The sequence below is a fragment of the Pseudoflavonifractor phocaeensis genome, assembly GCF_038439875.1.
Lineage (GTDB): Bacteria > Bacillota > Clostridia > Oscillospirales > Oscillospiraceae > Vermiculatibacterium.
On the sequence record NZ_JBCDMT010000006.1, the window covers coordinates 103,130 to 120,997 of the forward strand.

The 17,868-nt window shown below is 64.5% G+C and carries 13 protein-coding genes; 10 read left to right on the forward strand and 3 right to left on the reverse strand.

What is annotated here, in order from left to right; translation table 11 throughout:
- Positions 1–34: 34 nt before the first annotated feature.
- Complete coding sequence (locus AAEU42_RS12375; RefSeq protein ID WP_342233875.1) at positions 35–2,068, reverse strand: bifunctional diguanylate cyclase/phosphohydrolase; 2,034 nt, start codon at positions 2,066–2,068, stop codon at positions 35–37.
- Entirely contained in the window at positions 2,061–2,426 is a 366-nt protein-coding gene (locus AAEU42_RS12380) for an Hpt domain-containing protein (protein WP_342233876.1), read from the reverse strand. The genes AAEU42_RS12375 and AAEU42_RS12380 overlap by 8 nt, the downstream gene beginning before the upstream one ends.
- A gap of 244 nt (positions 2,427–2,670) precedes the next feature.
- On the opposite strand from AAEU42_RS12380, the gene AAEU42_RS12385 reads away from it, so the two are divergent.
- From AAEU42_RS12385 to AAEU42_RS12395, 3 genes are read left to right on the forward strand one after another with little or no spacing between them, the layout of a single operon-like run.
- Entirely contained in the window at positions 2,671–3,597 is a 927-nt protein-coding gene (locus tag AAEU42_RS12385; RefSeq protein WP_342233877.1) for an AAA family ATPase, read from the forward strand.
- Positions 3,598–3,601: 4 nt separating this feature from the next.
- Entirely contained in the window at positions 3,602–4,576 is a 975-nt protein-coding gene (locus AAEU42_RS12390) for a DUF58 domain-containing protein (protein ID WP_342233878.1), read from the forward strand.
- Entirely contained in the window at positions 4,573–6,954 is a 2,382-nt protein-coding gene (locus AAEU42_RS12395; RefSeq protein ID WP_342233879.1) for a transglutaminaseTgpA domain-containing protein, read from the forward strand. Before AAEU42_RS12390 ends, AAEU42_RS12395 begins: the two co-directional genes overlap by 4 nt.
- Before the next feature lie 52 nt (positions 6,955–7,006).
- Here the strand turns inward: AAEU42_RS12395 and AAEU42_RS12400 are convergent, their stop codons facing one another.
- The gene (locus AAEU42_RS12400) at positions 7,007–8,917 is read right to left on the reverse strand and encodes a sensor domain-containing diguanylate cyclase (RefSeq protein ID WP_342233880.1); all 1,911 of its coding nucleotides are present in this window, start codon (positions 8,915–8,917) and stop codon (positions 7,007–7,009) included.
- A 303-nt stretch (positions 8,918–9,220) separates the two neighbouring features.
- Here AAEU42_RS12400 and AAEU42_RS12405 point away from each other — a divergent pair, with 303 nt between their 5' ends.
- The 7 genes from AAEU42_RS12405 (at position 9,221) to pgmB (ending at position 17,855) form a co-directional block, all read left to right on the forward strand.
- Positions 9,221–10,615 (forward strand): putative periplasmic lipoprotein, encoded by a 1,395-nt coding sequence (locus AAEU42_RS12405; RefSeq protein ID WP_342233881.1) that lies wholly within the window; start codon positions 9,221–9,223, stop codon positions 10,613–10,615.
- Between the two features lie 63 nt (positions 10,616–10,678).
- Positions 10,679–11,290 (forward strand): HAD family hydrolase, encoded by a 612-nt coding sequence (locus tag AAEU42_RS12410; RefSeq protein ID WP_342233882.1) that lies wholly within the window; start codon positions 10,679–10,681, stop codon positions 11,288–11,290.
- A gap of 90 nt (positions 11,291–11,380) precedes the next feature.
- A complete protein-coding gene (locus tag AAEU42_RS12415) occupies positions 11,381–12,778 on the forward strand; it encodes a hypothetical protein (protein ID WP_342233883.1) in 1,398 nt (465 codons plus the stop codon).
- A gap of 95 nt (positions 12,779–12,873) precedes the next feature.
- Positions 12,874–14,703 (forward strand): ABC transporter permease, encoded by a 1,830-nt coding sequence (locus AAEU42_RS12420; RefSeq protein ID WP_342233884.1) that lies wholly within the window; start codon positions 12,874–12,876, stop codon positions 14,701–14,703.
- Between the two features lie 3 nt (positions 14,704–14,706).
- Positions 14,707–16,353, forward strand: a complete 1,647-nt coding sequence (locus tag AAEU42_RS12425) for an ABC transporter ATP-binding protein (protein WP_342233885.1) — start codon at positions 14,707–14,709, stop codon at positions 16,351–16,353.
- Between the two features lie 75 nt (positions 16,354–16,428).
- Positions 16,429–17,223, forward strand: coding sequence for an HAD family hydrolase (locus tag AAEU42_RS12430; RefSeq protein WP_342233886.1), 795 nt, complete (start codon positions 16,429–16,431; stop codon positions 17,221–17,223).
- The gene (pgmB, locus tag AAEU42_RS12435; protein ID WP_342233887.1) at positions 17,220–17,855 is read left to right on the forward strand and encodes a beta-phosphoglucomutase; all 636 of its coding nucleotides are present in this window, start codon (positions 17,220–17,222) and stop codon (positions 17,853–17,855) included. The genes AAEU42_RS12430 and pgmB overlap by 4 nt, the downstream gene beginning before the upstream one ends.
- Positions 17,856–17,868: the final 13 nt, after the last annotated feature.

The following is a 17,868-nucleotide window of genomic DNA, read 5'->3' on the forward strand; positions in this document are numbered from 1 at the left end:
GGAAGCCGTCCATTGGACGGCTTCCTTTTCTCATTCAGCGGCCGGGTTCCGCCAGGGGGGAAGGGACGGCGCCGGGATACAGGCAGTATTGGGCCTTACCCAACGCCTTGGCGGAGCGGAGGGCCCGATCGGCATGGCGGAAGAGCGTGTCGTAGTCCATCCCATGGTCGGGGGAGAGGGCCGCCCCCAGGCTGACGGTGATGGGAAAATCGCCGTAGGTATGGGTGAGAGATTCCATCAGGGCGCGGATCAGATCCTCGGGGTCGCCGGGACAGGGGAGGAAGAGGAGAAAGTCGTCTCCGCCCACCCGGGCGGCCACCCCGCTCTCCCCCAGCCAGGCCGGGATCTGCTGGGCCACGTGGCGGAGGACCTGGTCGCCGAAGAGGCGACCGAAACGGTCGTTGGCGTGGTGGAAGCCGTTCAGGTCGAAGAAGAGCAGGATGTACCGCCCGCTGCCGCCGGCCAGAGCGCCCTCGATAAGCTGCCGGGCGGCGCGCTGGTTGTTGAGTCCGGTGAGGCTGTCCTGGTCGGCCAGCTGGCGCAGCTGTTCCAGGCGGAGACGCTCGTCGTGGACGTCGGTGAATTTTCCGATGGCCCCGGTGGGGGGCTTCTGCTCTCCGTCCAGCCACATGGGCCGGGCCACCACCTTGAACCAGCGGCGGCCGCCGTTCACCGTGAGCTGATAGGCGTCGCTGACCAGGGGACTGGCCGGAGAGGCCCGGTGGAGCTTTCCGCACAGGTCCATGTAGTCGGCCGGATCCATGATCCGGCACAGCGCCGGGTTCTGGGCGGGCTGGAGGATCATGGGGTTGAGCCCCAGCTGTTTGGCCCCGGCGTCGGAAAAGGTCAGCAGGTCGTTTTTGAAATCCAGGTCAAACTGGATCTCCTGGGACATGGCGGCGAAGAACTGGTATTTTACCCGCTCCTGCTCCAGCAGGGCCAGGGTGCGGCTGGAGGCCTTGCCATTGGCGATGAGCTGGGCGGCCAGCTGCCGGTTCTGGGGATCTGAGCCGTGGACGGAGCGGAGCTTCAGCTCCTCCTCCAGATGGGGCCCAACGGTCCGCAGGCAGTCCGTCAGAATGGGATTGAAGGCGCCGCACTCCCCGCCCAGGATCATCTCCATGGCCTTGTCGTGGGAGTAGGCGGATTTATAGACCCGCTGGCTGGTGAGGGCGTCGTAGACGTCGGCCAGGGCCACCACCTGGGCGCTGATGGGGATGTCGTCGCCGGACAGCCCGTCGGGGTAGCCCCCGCCGTCCCAACGCTCGTGGTGCCAGCGGCAGATCTGCCGGGCGGTCTCCACCAGGGTGCTGTCCGTGCGGTATGGGGCCTGCTCCAGGATATGGGCGCCGATGGCGCTGTGGGTCTTCATGATCTCGAATTCCTCGGCCGTGAGCCTGCCGGGCTTGTTGAGGATCTCCTCCGGGATGGAGATCTTGCCGATGTCGTGGAGGGCGGAGGCATTGACAATGACAGCCATCTGGGCCGGGGTGAGGGGGTAGCGGTCGGTGAGGTCCATGAGGGCCTGGAGGAAAATCTCGGTGAGCATACGGATGCGGGTGACGTGGAGGCCGCTCTCCCCGTTCCGGAATTCCACGATGTTGGAAAGGATCTCCACCATGGTCAGGCTGTACTGCTCCTTTTCCATGACCTGCTCGGCCACGGCCTGCTCCAGAGCCCGCTGCTTGCTGTACAGCATGATGGTGTTGCGCACCCGGCGGCGGACGGTCTGCTCGTCAAAGGGGCGGTTGATGTAGTCGCTGGCGCCCAGGTCATAGGCGTGGTCGATGACGCCGGAGGAGGTCTCGGCGGAGATGGTGATGACGGGGGTGTCCTCGATCCATCCGGTCTTGTTCATCATGGCGAGGACCTCGAACCCGTCCATGACGGGCATCACCAGATCCAGCAGGACGATGGAGATGTCGCCGTGGCGCTGGCGCAGGAGGGAGACCGCCTGGGCGCCGTCGCCGGCCTCCAGGATGGAGTAATCCTCACAGAGGATATCGGAGAGGATGGAGCGGTTGATCTCCACGTCGTCCACGATGAGGACGGTATGCCGCTCAGCCATGGCAGCTGCCCCCCTCCCACTCCAGAATGGCGGCGACGATGATGTCGTAGCTGTCACGGACCTCCTGGAACAGGCCGTCCGCCCCCTGGTCCTGCCCGGAGCGCAGAAGCTCGGTGAGGCTGCCGGCGGAGACGGCCAGGGGGGTGAGGCCCAGGTTGAGGGCCAAGCCCTTCAGGGAGTGGGCGGCGCGGAAGGCGGTATTGACGTCCCCGCGGGCCAGCGCATCGGAGAGGGTCTGGAAGGAGGCGTCGCCCGGCACCATACGCAGGAAACGGCTGACCCGCGCCTCAGAGCCCAGCCGGCTGAGCACGCCGTCCCAATCGCCCCCGATGCGTGCGTAACAATTTTCCGTGGTCATGGCGGAGCCCTCCCCAGGTTTCAGAAGTTAATGGTATACGATAAGGAAAAATCACATTTAGGATTATTCTAATCCTTTTCCTGAAAGTTGGCAAGGGAAAACCCTTCCACTTTTGGCGAACGGGGATGAGAAAGAAATCTGGTTTTCTCCTGGCGTTTTTTTTCTACATGCGATATCATAAATAAAAGGAACAAAGTGGGGGAAAACCCAGTCAAAGAGAAAAAAGGAAAAGGTGGGACGCGCGATGGAAAAGACGCTGGCCGCACAAGTGCTGTGCGAGGTGCGGAAAGCCGTGGTTGGAAAGGACGAGGTTCTGGCCAAGGCGCTGCTGGCCATTCTGGCGGGAGGGCATATCCTGCTGGAGGACATCCCCGGCGTGGGCAAGACCACTATGGCCCTGGCCTTCTCCAAGGCGCTGGGGCTTCAATACCGCCGGGTGCAGTTCACCCCGGACGTGATGCCCTCCGACCTGACGGGGTTCTCCATCTGGAACAAGGAGACAGGGGGCATGGAATACCAGCCCGGCGCGCTGCTGTGCAACCTGTTTTTGGCCGACGAGCTCAACCGCGCCACCTCCCGCACCCAGTCCGCCCTTTTGGAGGCCATGGAGGAGGGCCAGGTGACGGTGGACGGGGTGAGCCGCCGGGTGCCCTCCCCCTTCCTGGTGGTGGCCACCCAGAACCCGGCGGGGGCCTCGGGCACCCAGCTGCTGCCCGACTCCCAGCTGGACCGGTTCATGGTGCGGCTGTCGCTGGGCTATCCCGGGGCGGCTGAGGAAGTAGTGATGCTGCGCCGCAAGCAGGAGGGCAACCCCCTGGAGACGGTGGTCCAGGTTACCGACGCCGCCGGGCTGGAGGCGGAGCGCCGGGCGGTGGAGCGGGTCTATCTCAGCGACGAGGTGGCCCAGTACGTGGTGGATCTGGTGGTGGCCACCCGAAACCATCCCCTGGTGGCCCAGGGGGGCAGTCCCCGGGCCACCCTGGCGGTGGCGGCCATGTCCAGGGCCGCCGCCCACGTCCAGGGACGGGACTATGTGGTGCCCGGGGACGTGAAAGCGGTATTCCGCGACACGGTGGACCACCGCATCCTGCTGACGGGCCGGGGCGCCTCCGGAGGGGCCGACCCGGTGGGGGAGATCCTTTCGGCGGTGAAGCCGCCCCGCCTGGGGTGACGCCATGGTGAGGCGCTGGGTGTGCTATGCCCTGGCGTTGGCCGGGGCGCTGGCCTTGCGGGTGGTCTATACCGGGTGGCTGGCCGGCTTTTTGCTGGCCTTTCTCCTGTGCCTGCCCCCGGTGGGGGTGCTGGTGAGCCTGCCCGCCGTGCTGTCCTGCCGCCTGGGTCTGGGCCCATTCCCGGCGGCGGTCCGGCGGGAGGAGGCGGGGTACTGGCAGGTCTCCGGCCGGAGCGTGCTGGGGCTGCCTCTGGGTCGGGTGCGGGTGACGGTGGAGACCGTCAATCAAATGACGGGGCAGAGGATGTCCGCCAAGGCGGTCTTTGCCCTGCCCGGCGGCGGGGGAGGGGCAAAGGTCCCCGTCCCCGCGGATCACTGCGGCTGTCTGGAGGGACATATTTTATCGGCCTGGGCGGCGGACTGTCTGGGGCTGTTTTACCTGCCGGTGCGGAGGGGGGCCGGGGCCCTCCTCACGGTGCTGCCCCGGGAGGAGGGGGAGGAGCTTCCGCCCCTTCCCGAGGAGGAGGCCCCCGGGATGCGCCCCCGCCCCGGGGGAGGGCCGGGGGAGGACTATGACCCCCGCCCCTACCGGCCGGGGGACCCGCTGAACACGATCCATTGGAAGCTCTCGGCCAAGCGGGACGAGCTGGTGACCCGGGAGACCCTGGAGGACGTGAAGGCCCTGCCTCTGATCACCCTGGACCACTTCGGCCCGCCGGAGGCGATGGACCGGGTGCTGGACCGGCTGGCGGGCCTGGGCCGCGGCCTGCTGGGGGAGGGCAGAGCCTTCACCGTGGCCTGGGCGGACCCGGCCACCGGGGCGGTCAGGAGCTTTCCCGTCTCCGGGGCGGGGGAGTGGTCGGCCTGCCTGGGCGCGGCCCTGTCCCAGCCCGCGCCTTTGACGGGGCGGTCCATCCTGGACGCCCCCGGAATGAAACGGGCCCTCCACCTGTCCGGGGCAGAGGAGGGGCGGCCATGAGGCGGCGGGAGAAGAGAAAGCCCTACCCCAGAGGGCCGCTGCTGCTTTTGGGGGACGGGGCGCTGCTGTTCCTGGCGCTGGCCGGGACCGGATTTTCAGCCGCCACCGCCTACGGAATAGAGGTGGACGGCTTCCTGCTCCTGGCCGGCTGTGGGGCGCTGGCTCTGCTGTCCCTGGTCCTGTGGTCCCTGCCCCGGTACAAGCTGCCCCTGTTCTTGGCCCTGGCCGGGGGCTGGGCCGTGGCTGTCTGGCGGCTGTGGGAGCCGCTGATATGGGGGGAGGCGTGGATTCGGTGCGCGGTGGTGAACACCATCGCCGCGAAGGTGCCCGGGGTGGGGACCATCGTTCCGCTGGCGAAGTATACCCAGAGCCAGTGGAGCAGGATGTCCGCGCTGTGGATGCTGGCGGCGGGGGCGGTGCTGGCGGTCTGGCTGGGCTGGCTCATCTGCCGGGACCGGCGGGCCTGGCCGGTGGCCGCCACCACGCTGCTGCCCCTGGCCCCCGCCCTGTGCGTCACCGAGGCCCCGGCGGCGCTGCCCATGGCCTGCCTGATTGTGGTGTGGGGGACCCTGGCCCTCACCTCCCTGTCCATGAGGAGCGATCCGCCGGGGGCCGCCAGGATGACCCCCTACGCCCTGGGGGCCAGCGCCCTGGTCCTGGCCCTGCTGATGCAGGTCATGCCCACCGAGGGCTATACCCAGACCGGCTGGGCGGCCCAGGCCCGTTCCGACCTGATCTCCGGGGTGAACCGGCTGGACCTGTCGGCCCTGACGGGGCCCTGGCGGGGGTGGCGGGGCTCCGGCTCCACCGAATACGTCAACCTCACCGGCGGCGGGGCCTCCCGTACCGGACGCACCGCCCTCAGGGTCCACACCGACGTGCCGGGGAAACACTATCTGCGTGGCTATTCCGCCGACGTGTATACCGGCACCCGGTGGGAACCGCTGGACCGGGCGGCCCAGCGGGAGCTGGAGGAGCTGCGGAGGGCGGGGGTGGAACCCCTGCTGATGCTGGGACAGGTGTCAAGGCGGCCGATAGGGGCCAATATGGAGGGCGAGACCCTCTATGAGTCCACGGGCACCATGACGGTGGAGAACGTGTCCGCCCCCGGCGGGTGCGTCTACTACCCCTATGCCCTGTGGGAACTGCCCGAAGGGGCCTCCTTCGGTGGGGATTCCCATTTGGCGCGGGGCTGGCGTTCCTGGGAGCATGAGATCGCCTTCGAGCCCGACTGGGAGAGCCCCTTCGGATACGGCTGGAGCGCCCGGGACGGGCAGGAGAATGGGCGGGACGGCCAGGCCGAGCTGGCCTACCGGGAATTTGTCTACGCCCATGAGCTGGAGGTGCCGGAAGGGCTGCGGGAGTCGCTGACCGCGTGGCTGGACGCTGTCGGCCTGCGGGAGGACATCCGCTCTCCGGAGGACTTTGTCCGCTACTGGAAATGGATGACCGGCCCCACGGCCAGCTCTGTGTACGGCGGCCAGGACCTCCAAATCACCCAGGAGGAGGTGGAGCAGATCCGGCCGCAGTACGCCATTTTGATGGCGGACACCCTGTCCTACCTTCTGTCCAGGAACGCCGTCTATAACCAGGACACCCCCGCCCCGCCGGTGGGGGAGGACTACGTGGAGTGGTTTTTAAATGAGAGCCGGCAGGGCTACTGCATGCATTTTGCCACGGCGGGGGCCCTGCTGCTGCGGACAATGGGCATCCCCGCCCGATACGTCAGCGGCTACGTGGTGGACGTGCCCCGAACGGGCTACGCAGTGGTGCCCGATTCCGCCGCCCACGCCTGGGTGGAGGTCTATCTGGACGGCTATGGCTGGTACCCTCTGGACTTCACCCCCGGCTTCGAGGGGGGCGGCGTGGGGGAGAACGAGCCGGACGACTTCGATCCGGCGGCGTCGGCCGCGCCCGAAGCGACACCTACGCCCAGGCCCACGGAGAGCGTCTGGGAGACGCCGGGGCCGGAGGCCCCGGTGCCCACGCCCAGCCAGGATCCCCAAAAGGGGCCGGGCGTGGGCCCGGGCGGCGGAAAGAACCTTTCCGTGTGGTTTTTGCCGCCGGTTGTGGTTCTGCTGGCCGCCCTGGGCAGGGCATGGGCCCTGGACCGGCGGAAGCGGCGGCTGCGGGCCGCCGACACCAACCGGGCGGTCCTGGCGGCCTACGTGCTGTCCCGCAGGCTGATACCCTGGGGCGGAAGAGAGGATCCCGCCCTGGAGGAGCTGGCGGGGAAGGCCAGGTTCAGCCAGCACATCCTGACCGGGGAAGAGCGGGACCGGGCCCTGGAGCGGCTGGCGGCGGAACGCCGCCGGGTCCGCGAGGCCCTGCCCGGATGGAAAAAACCGCTGTTCTGGCTCTTCTGGGGCAGCGAATAGAAAAGAAGGCCCCGGCATCCAAGAGGATGCCGGGGCCTTCTTTGCGGAAAGGTCATGCCTGATAGATGGTAAAGCCGTTTTTGCCCCGGGCCTTGGTCTGGTAGAGGGCGGCGTCGGCGTTTTCATAGAGGGACAGCCGGCCGGGCTGTCCCTGACCGGAGAGGGCGACGCCGATGCTGGCCGTCGCGTGCCAGACCTTATCCCCCGCGCCATGGACCTGATCCAGGGCGTCGGCCAGTTCCCGGGCTTTTTCCTCCGCCCAGCGCCGGTCGGGGACGGGGACCATGGCCACGAACTCGTCCCCGCCCACCCGGCCTAAGATGGCGGACGGGGGGAAGTGGGCGCGGATGGCATCAGTGAAGGCCAGAATGACGGAGTCACCGAAGGCATGGCCGTGGAGGTCGTTGGCCTGCTTGAAGTTGTCGATGTCGAAGAGGAAGAGGGCGTGGAGCTGGCGGGCGGGGGCCTCCTCCAAACGCAGGTCGATGGCCCGCCGAGTGGCCATCTTGGTGAGGAAGCCGGTCATCTCGTCGGTCTGGGCCAGCTGGCGCATCCGCTCCTCCCGCCGCTTCTCGGCGTCGATGTTCTGCCGGTAGGTCAGCATATGCAGGGAGTGGTCCCCCTCCAGAAGCACCATGCGGGCGGTGATGCGCATCCAGTAGTAGTTCTCGCCGTCGTCGGTCATCATGAACTCGTAGCGCAGGGAGTCGATGCCGGCGTCAAAGGCCTGTTGGACGTTTTTGGGGGAAAAGGTGTCGATGTACCCTTGGCGGAACCCCTCCTTGATCTGCTTTTCCGCCACGATGCGCAGGGATTTTTCATAGGAAGTCCCCGGCGGTGCGCCCAGGCTTTCGAAGTACCGCTCGGTGGCCCGGTTGGCCGGGCAGTCGTGGGTGATGTCCAGCTCATAGATATTGTCGAAAAGCTGCTCCGTGGCCTGCTCAAACATGGAGTGCCGCTCCTGCTCGCTGGCCTGGGTGAGGGCGATGATCTGCCGGTTGAAGCTGCGGATGACCCGGGTGATGACCAGGAGGATGGTGACGATGATGGCGGCGATGATGGCCAGAGCCAGGACGAACTGCCCGGCCAGCTGGCGGAGCAGGGCGCTGGTGTCCTGTTCCACCACCAGATACCAGTCCAGCTCGGGGAGGTACCGGGCCACCACATAGTCCGCCCTTTTTACCCAGAAACTCCGTGAGACATCCGCCTCCCGCCAGCCGGAGAGCTGTTCCTGGATCTCCTCCCCATAGCGGTCCAGAAGGAAGAGGCTGACCGGCTGGTAGCCGGTGTGGTCGGTGGAGATCTGGATGGTGCCGCCGCCGTCGATCAGATAGGCGTTCACGCCGAACTGGTCCTGGTAGGTCTGGAGCATCCGCTGAAGGGAGGTGACCCGCAGGCCCACTCCCACGGCCCCCAGCATGGCGCCGCCGGGGCCCTTGATCTTGGCGTTCACAAAGACCGTAATATCGTTGTCGGCGGCGGCCGCCTCGTCATTGTCCACCACCACCCGGTAGTCCTCGGGGAAGGAACCCAGCGTGTAATACCAGGTGTTTTCCGGCTCGTCCGGCGTCAGGACCCGGTCCAGCCCGTCGAAATTATAGTAGCGCTTGCTGGCCTCGGAGACCAGAAAAACAGAGTCGTAGCCGTATTTGTCCCGATAGGCGCCCAGATATTCCCGGATGCGGGCCAGATAGGCGGGATCCTCCAGAGAGGCGTCCTCCTCCTGGAGAAGAGATTTGAGAAGGCTGTCGTTGGCCATGGTCAAAGAGACGTTCACCGGCCGGGAAAAGGTGATGGTGAGCTGGTGGTAGACCCCCTCGGAGGAGAGGGTGGACACCTGCTCGATGCCGCGCAGGGAGGCGGCGTAGTTGGCCCTGTAACTGAGCAGGGCGGTCAGGACAAAACCGACGACGAGGATCAGGCTCACCAGGGCGTTGGTCCGGGACAGAATATTCCGCTTCATGTGAGCGCCTCCCCGTTGCCGTGCCGCATCGCTGAAATTTTGACTCATTATAGCATAGGGCGGGGGGAGAAGCAAGCAAGGGCAGGGAGGAAAAAGCGGCAGGGATTTATTTGAAATGACGAAAACGGGTGGGGATAATTTGGAAGATGTCATGCAGATTGCTTAAAAACACAAAGAATTGCAGATTTGTCCAGTGGATTTTTAAACTTTGCGTTTGTAAAATGTAAATAGAAATGGCGGAGTGCTCTGTCCTGCCATTGGTCAAAACAACGACATAGGAATCAGAAGGAGGAAACGTACATCATGAAGAAACGCGTATTGTCTCTTGCACTGGCCATGTCCATGACCGTCGGCCTGCTGGCCGGCTGCTCCAGCAAGCCCACTGAGGAGAGCAAGGCCCCCGAGAACTCTCCGGAGGTCCTGCTTCCCGAATCCGAGGCCCCCGCCGCCAACCTGACCGCCACCCAGAAGATCATCGCCGAGGCCGAGGGGATGACCATGGAGGAACTGGCGAAAAAGGCCATCGAGGAGTCCAACGGCAAGATGTTCTACGGCGTGGGCAACTCCAGCCGCGGCAAGAGCGCCCTGCCCCTGTTCATCGAGTACCTCCAGACCATCGACCCCAGCTACAACATGGAGTTCGAGTGGCAGCAGCCCAAGAACAATAAGATCTTCGACCAGCTCACCGCCGACTCTTTGAAGGATACCGGCACCTTCGCCATGACCCTCATCCAGGACGGCAACCAAATCGAGTCCAAGATGGTCCAGCCCGGCATCCTGGATACCTTTATCCCCAAGGAGTGGGCCGAGGCCAACGGCACCACCGCCGACAGCTATACCGGCTTCCTGGCCCTCCAAACCCTTAACAAAGTGTTCATGTATAACAACACCGGCTCCAAGACCTATGATAACTGCTGGGACTTCGTGGCCGAGGGGGAGCACGGGCTGTACATGGATATCGACTCCGAGATCGTGGGCAAAAACTTCCTCTACATGCTCACCGAGGATACCTATGCCGGCTGGCTGAAGGAAGCCTACGACAAGCTCTCCGACAGTGAGAAGGCCTATTTTGAGCCCACCATCAAGGAGATGGAATCTGAGGCCGCCGACCTGGGGCTGGGCGCCGACGGCGCTTACGCCCTGGCCTGGATCAAGCTGTGGGTGGAGTCCTACAACGCCCAGACCGACGATGGCCCCATCTGCAACACCCTGGTGGATAAATCCGCCACCGACCAGTTCGGCCTGCTGGTGTACTCCAAGCTGCGCAGCGTGGAGGAATCCAACTCCGTATCCGTCAACAACATCAACGTGGCCGCTTACCAGGACGGCTTTGAGGGCATCGGCGGCTACGGCTACTGCCACTACCTCTTCGTCACCGACAACAGCCCCCTGCCCTGGACCGCCTGCGCCTTCATCGCCTACATGACCTGCACCGCCGACGGCTTCTCCGCCTGGGGCAAGGACATGGGCGGTTATTCCTCCAACCCCGTGGTGGCCGCGGACACCGAGGCGGAGTATCACCACTCCGAGGGCGGCTATGTGGACGGCGTGAACCAGTTTGACGCCAAGAACGACCGGGGCTACGACTGGTGGACCACCAACGGCAAGCTGGTCCTGGAGGATCCCGAGTACTGCGCCGACGTGGCCTTCACCGTGGGCAGCTGGGTGGAGATGCTGACCAAGTACAGCGCCGGCTGATAAAAAAGGACGGTCCCCCGGGGCGGATGGCCCCGGGGGACCGCTTGGAAGGAAATAGCGCGTATGATCAAAAACGTGATTTTCGACGTGGGCGGCGTTCTGATGGACTTCGACACCCATGCCCTGACCTGGGATCTGACCGGAAATGAGCCCGACGCCGACATCCTCCACCAGGAGATCTTCGACCACCCGGACTGGATCGCCACCGACCGGGGCATCCCGGAGACGGCGGTGCTGGAGTCCATCAGGGGACACCTGCCTCCCCATCTCCACGCCGCGGCGGGGGAGGCTCTGGCCCGATGGGACGAGTGGCTGACCCCCATCGCGGAGATCAACGACCTGGCCCGGGAGGTGGATGGGCTGGGCTGCCGGGTGTACATCCTGTCCAACACCTCGGAGGGGTTCTACCGCTTCTGTGAGCGGATCCCCGCCTGGCCGCTGGTGAAGGGGTGCATCCTCTCCTTTGAGGAGAAACTCCTCAAGCCGGACCCGGAGATCTTCCGCAGGCTCCTGATCCGGTTCGGCCTGGCTCCCGGGGAGTGCTTCTTTGTGGACGACTCCCACCTGAATATCGAGGCGGCCCGGTGGTGCGGGCTCAAGGGCGAGCTCTACCTGCACGACGCGGCCCGTGTCCGGGCAGGCCTTCGGGCCGAGGGAGTGCCCGTCGCCCCCTGAAACAGGGAACGGAACATGGGCTGGGAACCGGGAAAATATGGTTTCCAGCCCTTTTTTAAGACATGACGACAGAGAAAAAGGAGAGACATCATGAAAAAAAGAATCCTGTCCGGCGCGTTGGCGCTTAGCCTGTGTCTGTCTATGACGGCCTGCTCCAGCGGCCCCGCCGCTGAGAGCAAGGGCCCCGAGAGCGAGGCTCCTGTGGACAGTCTGGCCCCCGCATCCACAGAGACTCCCGTCAATCTGACCGCCACCCAGAAGATCATCGCCGAGGCCGAGACCATGACCCTGGAAGAGCTGGCGAAAAAGGCCATCGAGGAGTCCAACGGCAAGACCTTTCACGCCGTGGGCAACTCCAGCCGGGGCCCAACGGCCATGACCAAGTTCACCGAGTACCTCCAGACCATCGACCCCAGCTATACCATGGAGCAGGATTGGCAGACCCCCAAGAACAACAAGATCTTCGACCAGCTCACCGCCGATTCCCTAAAGGAGACCGGCACCTTTGCCATGACCCTCATCCAGGACGGCAACCAGATCGAGTCCAAGATGGTCCAGACCGGGATCCTGGACACCTTCGTCCCCCTGGAGTGGGCCCAGGCCAATCACACCACCGCGGCCGAGCACACCGGCTATCTGCCCATGCAGAGCGGCAGCAAGGTGTTCATGTACAACAACACCGGCTCCAAGACCTACGACAACTGCTGGGACTACGTGGCCGAGGGGGAGCACGGGCTCTTCATGGACATCGACTCCGAGGTGGTGGGCAAGAACTTCCTCTACATGCTCACCCGGGACGACTACGCCGCATGGCTGAAAGAGGCCTACGAGGCCCTGCCCGCCGACGAGCAGGCCTACTTCGAGCCCACCATCAAAGAGATGGAAGCCGACGCCGCCGACTTGGGGCTGGGCGCCGACGGCCCCTACGCCCTGGCCTGGATCAAGCTGTGGGTGGAGTCCTATAACGCCCAGACCGACGACGGCCCCATCTGCGCCACTCTGGTGGACAAATCCGCCACCGACCAGTTCGGCCTGCTGGTGTACTCCAAGCTGCGCAGCGTGGAGGAGTCCAGCTCCGTGTCCGTCAACAACATCGACGTGGCCGCCTATCAGGAGGGCTACGAGGGGATCGGCGGCTACGCCTACTCCCACTATCTCTTTGTCACCGACAACAGCCCCCTGCCCTGGACCGCCTGCGCCCTCATCGCCTTCATCACCGAGACCGTGGACGGCTACTCCGCCTGGGGCAAGGATATGGGCGGCTACTCGTCCAATCCCAAGCTGGCCGCTGAGATCGAGGAAGTCTACCACCACTCCGAGGGCGGCTACGTGGACGGCGTGGACACCTACCCGGCCAAGAACGACCGGGGCTTCGACTGGTGGAGCACCAACGGCAAGCTGGTCCTGGAGGACCCCCAGTACTGCAACAGCGTGGCCTTTACCGTGGGCAGCTGGATCGAGATGCTGACCAAATACAGCGCCGGCTGATGACCGACCGCCGCAAGCTATCATGAGCAGAGGGGGGCCCGGAGGGTGTTCCGGCGCCTCCGAAGCCCCCCTCTCCACTCAGGAAGGAGCAAGTCATGAACGATACCGCAACGCTCAGGGCCAGCCGGTCCGCCATCTTCCTCAACAAACTGAAGACCTTCCTCTCCAAACCCCAAAACGTGATCCTGCTTCTGATGGGCATCGTCCTCACCGTTACCACCGTGGCCCCCATCGTGGCCATCGTGGACGACACCTTCAAGATCCACGCCGGCACCATCGACGCCCACCTTACCGGGCAGGCCAGCGGATACAGCGTCATCAACTACATCGATCTCTTCACCAGTAAGCTGGCCAAAGCCAACCTGTGGACCCCGCTTTGGAATACGGTGCTGCTGGCTGTGGGGACCTGTATTGTAGCCATTCTCTTCGGCGGCATCGTGGCCTTCCTGGTCACCCGCACCAACCTGGCCTGGAGACAGTACATCAGCTCCATTTTCATCTTCCCCTACATCATGCCCCAGTGGACCCTGGCGGTGGTGTGGCAGAACCTGTTCAACTCCAACGCCGTCACCGGCACCCAGAACGGCCTGGTGGCCGCGCTGACGGGAATCAACATGCCCATGTGGTGGTGCAAGGGGCTCTTCCCAAGCCTGGTGGTGCTGGGCCTTCACTACGCCCCCTTCGCCTATATCCTCATCGGGGGCATCTTCCGCAACATGGACGCCAACCTGGAGGAGGCGGCCACCATCCTGGACACCCCCAAGTGGAAGACCATGTGCAAGATCACCCTGCCCATGGTCAAGCCCGCCATCCTCTCCACCGTGCTGCTGGTATTCGGCTCGGCCATGGGCTCCTACCCGGTGCCCCACTACCTGGGGCTGACCACCATGGCCACCAAGTATGTGTCCATGAACTCCAAGTACACCGGAGAGGCCAGCATCCTGGCCATCATCATGATGATCTTCGGCGTGGCCATCATGTTCCTGAACCAGATGTCCCTGAAGAGCCGGAAGAGCTACACCACCGTCACCGGCAAGTCGGGACAGACCTCCAAGATCAACCTGGGCAAGGTGGGCAAGTATGTCATTGCCGCGGTGCTGGTGGTCACCACCTTCTTCACCAGTATTTTCCCCATCGCCTCCTTCGCCCTGGAGACCTTCCTGCCCAACCCCGGCGACTACTCCTTCCTCTATACGGGGGACACCAGCAACCTGACCACCAAGTGGTGGACCACCAGTGAGAACATCACGGAGAACGGCATGTACGGCCAGAAGGGCATTCTCCACAACGAGACCATCTGGCACGCCTTCAAGGGCACCATCCTGGTGGCCGTGGCCTGCGCCCTGCTGGCGGGCACCATCGGGACCCTGATCGGCTACGCCGTGGCCAAAAACCGGCGAAGTAAGTGGGCAAACTACGTCAACTCCGTGGCCTTCTTACCCTATCTGATGCCCTCCATCGCCGTGGGCGCGGCCTTCTTCATCCTGTTTTCCAACCAGCACATCAATCTTTTCAATACGTATACCCTGCTGATTATCGCGGGCACCATCAAGTACATCCCCTTTGCCAGCCGCTCCAGCCTCAACTCCATGCTCCAGCTCTCCGGTGAGATCGAGGAGGCGGCCATCATCCAGGATATTCCCTGGTTCAAACGGATGACCCGCATCATCATCCCCATCCAGAAGTCCTCCATCCTGTCGGGCTATCTGCTGCCCTTCATGACCTGCCTGCGTGAGCTCTCCCTGTTCATGCTGCTGTGCGTACAGGGCTTCATCCTCGCCACCACGCTGGACTACTTCGACGAGATGGGGCTCTACGCCTTCTCCAGCGGCATCAATCTGATTTTGATCGTCACCATTCTGGTCTGCAACACCATCGTCAACAAGGTGACCGGCGCCAGTCTGGACAAAGGGATCGGAGGTTAAACCATGCCTGAAATCAAATTGGAACATGTGACCAAGCGCTGGGACAAATTCTACGCGGTGGACGACCTGGATCTGGTCATTGAGGACAACGCCTTTATCACCCTGCTGGGCCCCTCGGGCTGCGGCAAGACCACCACCCTGCGGATGATCGCCGGGCTGGAGACCCCCACCTCGGGCCGCATCACCATCGGGGACACCGTGGTCTTCGACTCCCAGGCCGGCATCAACATCCCGCCCAACAAACGCAAGGTGGGCTTCCTCTTTCAAAACTATGCCCTGTGGCCCAACATGACGGTCTATCAGAACATCTCCTTCGGCCTGTCCAATATCAGGGAGGAGCTGCCCAAGGTGGATCTGGAGGCCCGGAAGGCCGCCGCCCTCATCCGCATCCTCCAAAAGCCGGAGGACGTGGTAAAGACCATCCAGGAGTGCGTGGACAAAAAGGGCAAGCTGGACGTGAACAAGGCCCACATCAAGCTCATCGACCGGTACGAGATCTCCATCCACACCGCCAAGACCCTGATGGGCTACAAGCTCCACGAGTCCATGGACGCTGGCACCATCGCCAAGAGCAAGGCGGGGGAGCTGGAGAAGGAGCTGGAGAACGCCAGAAGCAAATGCGCCGCCGAGGGCTGCACTTTTAATGAAAACTTTGAGTATTGCAGGGACGGCAGGCCTGTCACCAGCGTGCGCAAGCTTTTCCCCGAGGAGATCGACCTCTCCGTGCGCCGGGTGGCCCGCATCGTGAAGATCGGCATGTTCATGGACCGCTATCCCTCCGAGCTCTCCGGCGGCCAGCAGCAGCGGGTGGCCATCGCCCGCACCCTGGCCCCCGAGCCCACGGTGCTCTTCATGGACGAGCCCCTCAGCAACCTGGACGCCAAGCTCCGGCTGGAGATGCGCTCCGAGCTCCAGCGGCTTCACATCGACACCGGCTCCACCTTTGTCTATGTCACCCACGACCAGATGGAGGCCATGACCCTGGCCACCAAGATCTGCCTCATTGAAAACGGCGTCCTCCAGCAGTATGACGCCCCTCTGGACGTGTACAGCAAGCCCGCCAATCTCTTTGTGGCCGACTTCGTGGGCAACCCCGCCATCAACTTCATCGAGGCCAAGGGCGCCCAACAGCCGGACGGCTCCCTGGCCCTGACCATCTTTGATGGCACCCGGGCTGTATTCCGGCCCCGGAGCCCTGTGGCGCTGGCGGATTGGTTCGCCCAGGCCGACGCCGACGACGCGGCCCGGAAAGCCGCGGAGGCCGAGGCCGCCAAGGACAAGAAGCACGTGGAGAAAGGGAACAAGGATACCCTCTTCCGCTATCACGTGGCCAAGGTCCATGAGTTGGAGGACTTTGGGGACGAGGCCGTCCTGGGAGACGAGGATTTTGTGGTGGGCATCCGACCGGAGTTCCTCTCCATCAGTGACAATGGCCCCCTGGAGGGGGAGATCTACTCCGCCATGCCCACCGGAATGGAGACCACCGTGAAGGTACGCATCGGGGAGTTCCTGCTCACCGGCGTGGTCTTTGGCGGGGTGCTCTACCAGATTGGCCAAAAAGTGCGGCTGGACTTTGAGGGCAGCCATATGGTATTATTTAGCCGGAAGAACGGCCGTCTGATCGCCCAGGGCTCCCTGGACGTTTCATAAAGACCGCCGTCAGCGGCGGGGGGCGGCTTCGTCCCCCGCCGCTTGATTTTATCATGATACTGTGAGGTCTCCGCTATGGTCAAACTCATCGCCAGCGACATCGACGGCACGCTGATCCCCTACGGCAGGGAGACGCTGGAGCCGGAGCTGTTTCCCCTGATCCACCGCCTCCGGGCGGCGGGCGTCCTGTTCTCTCCCGCCTCCGGGCGGCAGTACCACTCCCTGCGGCGGCTCTTCGCCCCGGTGGCGGACGAGATCTGCTTCCTGTGCGAGAATGGGGCCATCCTGTACGGTCCAGGCGGGGAGGATACCGCCCCCATCCTCTCCCGGACCGTCATGGCCCGGGCCGAGGCGGGGGACCTGGCCCGGGCCATCTGGGGCCTGCCTGGCTGTGAGCTGATGGTGTCAGGCGTGGGGACCATCTACGTCTGTACGGAAAACGAGGGCTTTATCCACCTGATCCGGGATGAGAAGGGGAACCGGGTGGAGCGGGTGGAACGCCTGGAGGAGCTGCCGGAGGAGATCTTGAAGGTCTCCGCCTATTGCCCCGGCGGCACCGCCGCCCCCGCCGCCGCCCTGGGACCCCGGTGGGGCGGCCCCTTCCGCATGGCGGCCGCCGGGCCGGACTGGCTGGACTTCACCCTGGCGGACAAGGGGACGGGCCTGCGGGGCCTCTGCGCCGGGCTGGGAATATCCCTGGCCGACGTGATGGCCTTCGGGGACAACTGGAACGACGAGGCCATGCTGGAAGAGGTGGGGACGGGCTATCTGATGGATACCGCCGACCCGGTCCTGCGGGCCAAATTTCCCCGGCAATGCCGCAGCGTGCTGGCGGTGCTGGAGGACCTCCTGAAGGAGCTGGAAGCGTGAAAAAAGCAGTCATCTTTGATTTGGACGGGGTGCTGGTCCACACCGACAGGCTCCACTACACGGCCTGGAAGGAGCTGACCGGACGGCTGGGCATACCCTTCGGGCAGACGGTCTACCGCCGCCTGCGGGGCATTTCCCGGATGGACAGCCTGGACATCGTGCTGGAGGCCGTCCCGCGGGATTTCAGCCCGGAGGAAAAGGCGGCCCTGGCGGCGGAGAAAAACGAGGCCTATCTGGCTCTGGCCGCCGGCCTTGGTCCCCGCGATGTGGCGGAGGACGTGCGGAGGGCCCTGAGGGGCCTCCGGGAGAGAGGGCTCCTTTTGGCGGTGGGGAGCAGCAGCAGGAACGCGAAATACATTCTGGAGCGGACGGGGCTTGCCCCCTGCTTCGACGCCGTAGCCGACGGCACTATGGTAACCCGGGCCAAGCCCGACCCGGAGGTGTTTTTAAAAGCCGCCGCCCTGCTGGGGGTAAGCCCTGGCCAAGCGCTGGTGGTGGAGGACGCCGCCGCCGGCATCAAGGCCGCCCGCGACGGGGGCTTTACGGCCGTGGCCTTCGGTGGGGACGCGGTGGAGAGCCTTCTGGCGGAGCACCGGGTGGGGACTCTCACGGAGCTTTTGGACCTGGTATGAGTAGGCGGGCCGG

Bases quoted from the DNA above. Each gene is read 5' to 3' on its own strand.
- AAEU42_RS12405 (WP_342233881.1), top strand. From the start codon at position 9,221: ATGAAGAAACGCGTATTGTCTCTTGCACTGGCCATGTCCATGACCGTC.
- AAEU42_RS12380 (WP_342233876.1), bottom strand. From the start codon at position 2,426: ATGACCACGGAAAATTGTTACGCACGCATCGGGGGCGATTGGGACGGC.
- AAEU42_RS12415 (WP_342233883.1), top strand. From the start codon at position 11,381: ATGAAAAAAAGAATCCTGTCCGGCGCGTTGGCGCTTAGCCTGTGTCTG.
- AAEU42_RS12375 (WP_342233875.1), bottom strand. From the start codon at position 2,068: ATGGCTGAGCGGCATACCGTCCTCATCGTGGACGACGTGGAGATCAAC.
- AAEU42_RS12385 (WP_342233877.1), top strand. From the start codon at position 2,671: ATGGAAAAGACGCTGGCCGCACAAGTGCTGTGCGAGGTGCGGAAAGCC.
- AAEU42_RS12430 (WP_342233886.1), top strand. From the start codon at position 16,429: ATGGTCAAACTCATCGCCAGCGACATCGACGGCACGCTGATCCCCTAC.
- AAEU42_RS12420 (WP_342233884.1), top strand. From the start codon at position 12,874: ATGAACGATACCGCAACGCTCAGGGCCAGCCGGTCCGCCATCTTCCTC.
- AAEU42_RS12400 (WP_342233880.1), bottom strand. From the start codon at position 8,917: ATGAAGCGGAATATTCTGTCCCGGACCAACGCCCTGGTGAGCCTGATC.
- AAEU42_RS12410 (WP_342233882.1), top strand. From the start codon at position 10,679: ATGATCAAAAACGTGATTTTCGACGTGGGCGGCGTTCTGATGGACTTC.
- AAEU42_RS12390 (WP_342233878.1), top strand. From the start codon at position 3,602: ATGGTGAGGCGCTGGGTGTGCTATGCCCTGGCGTTGGCCGGGGCGCTG.
- AAEU42_RS12395 (WP_342233879.1), top strand. From the start codon at position 4,573: ATGAGGCGGCGGGAGAAGAGAAAGCCCTACCCCAGAGGGCCGCTGCTG.
- AAEU42_RS12425 (WP_342233885.1), top strand. From the start codon at position 14,707: ATGCCTGAAATCAAATTGGAACATGTGACCAAGCGCTGGGACAAATTC.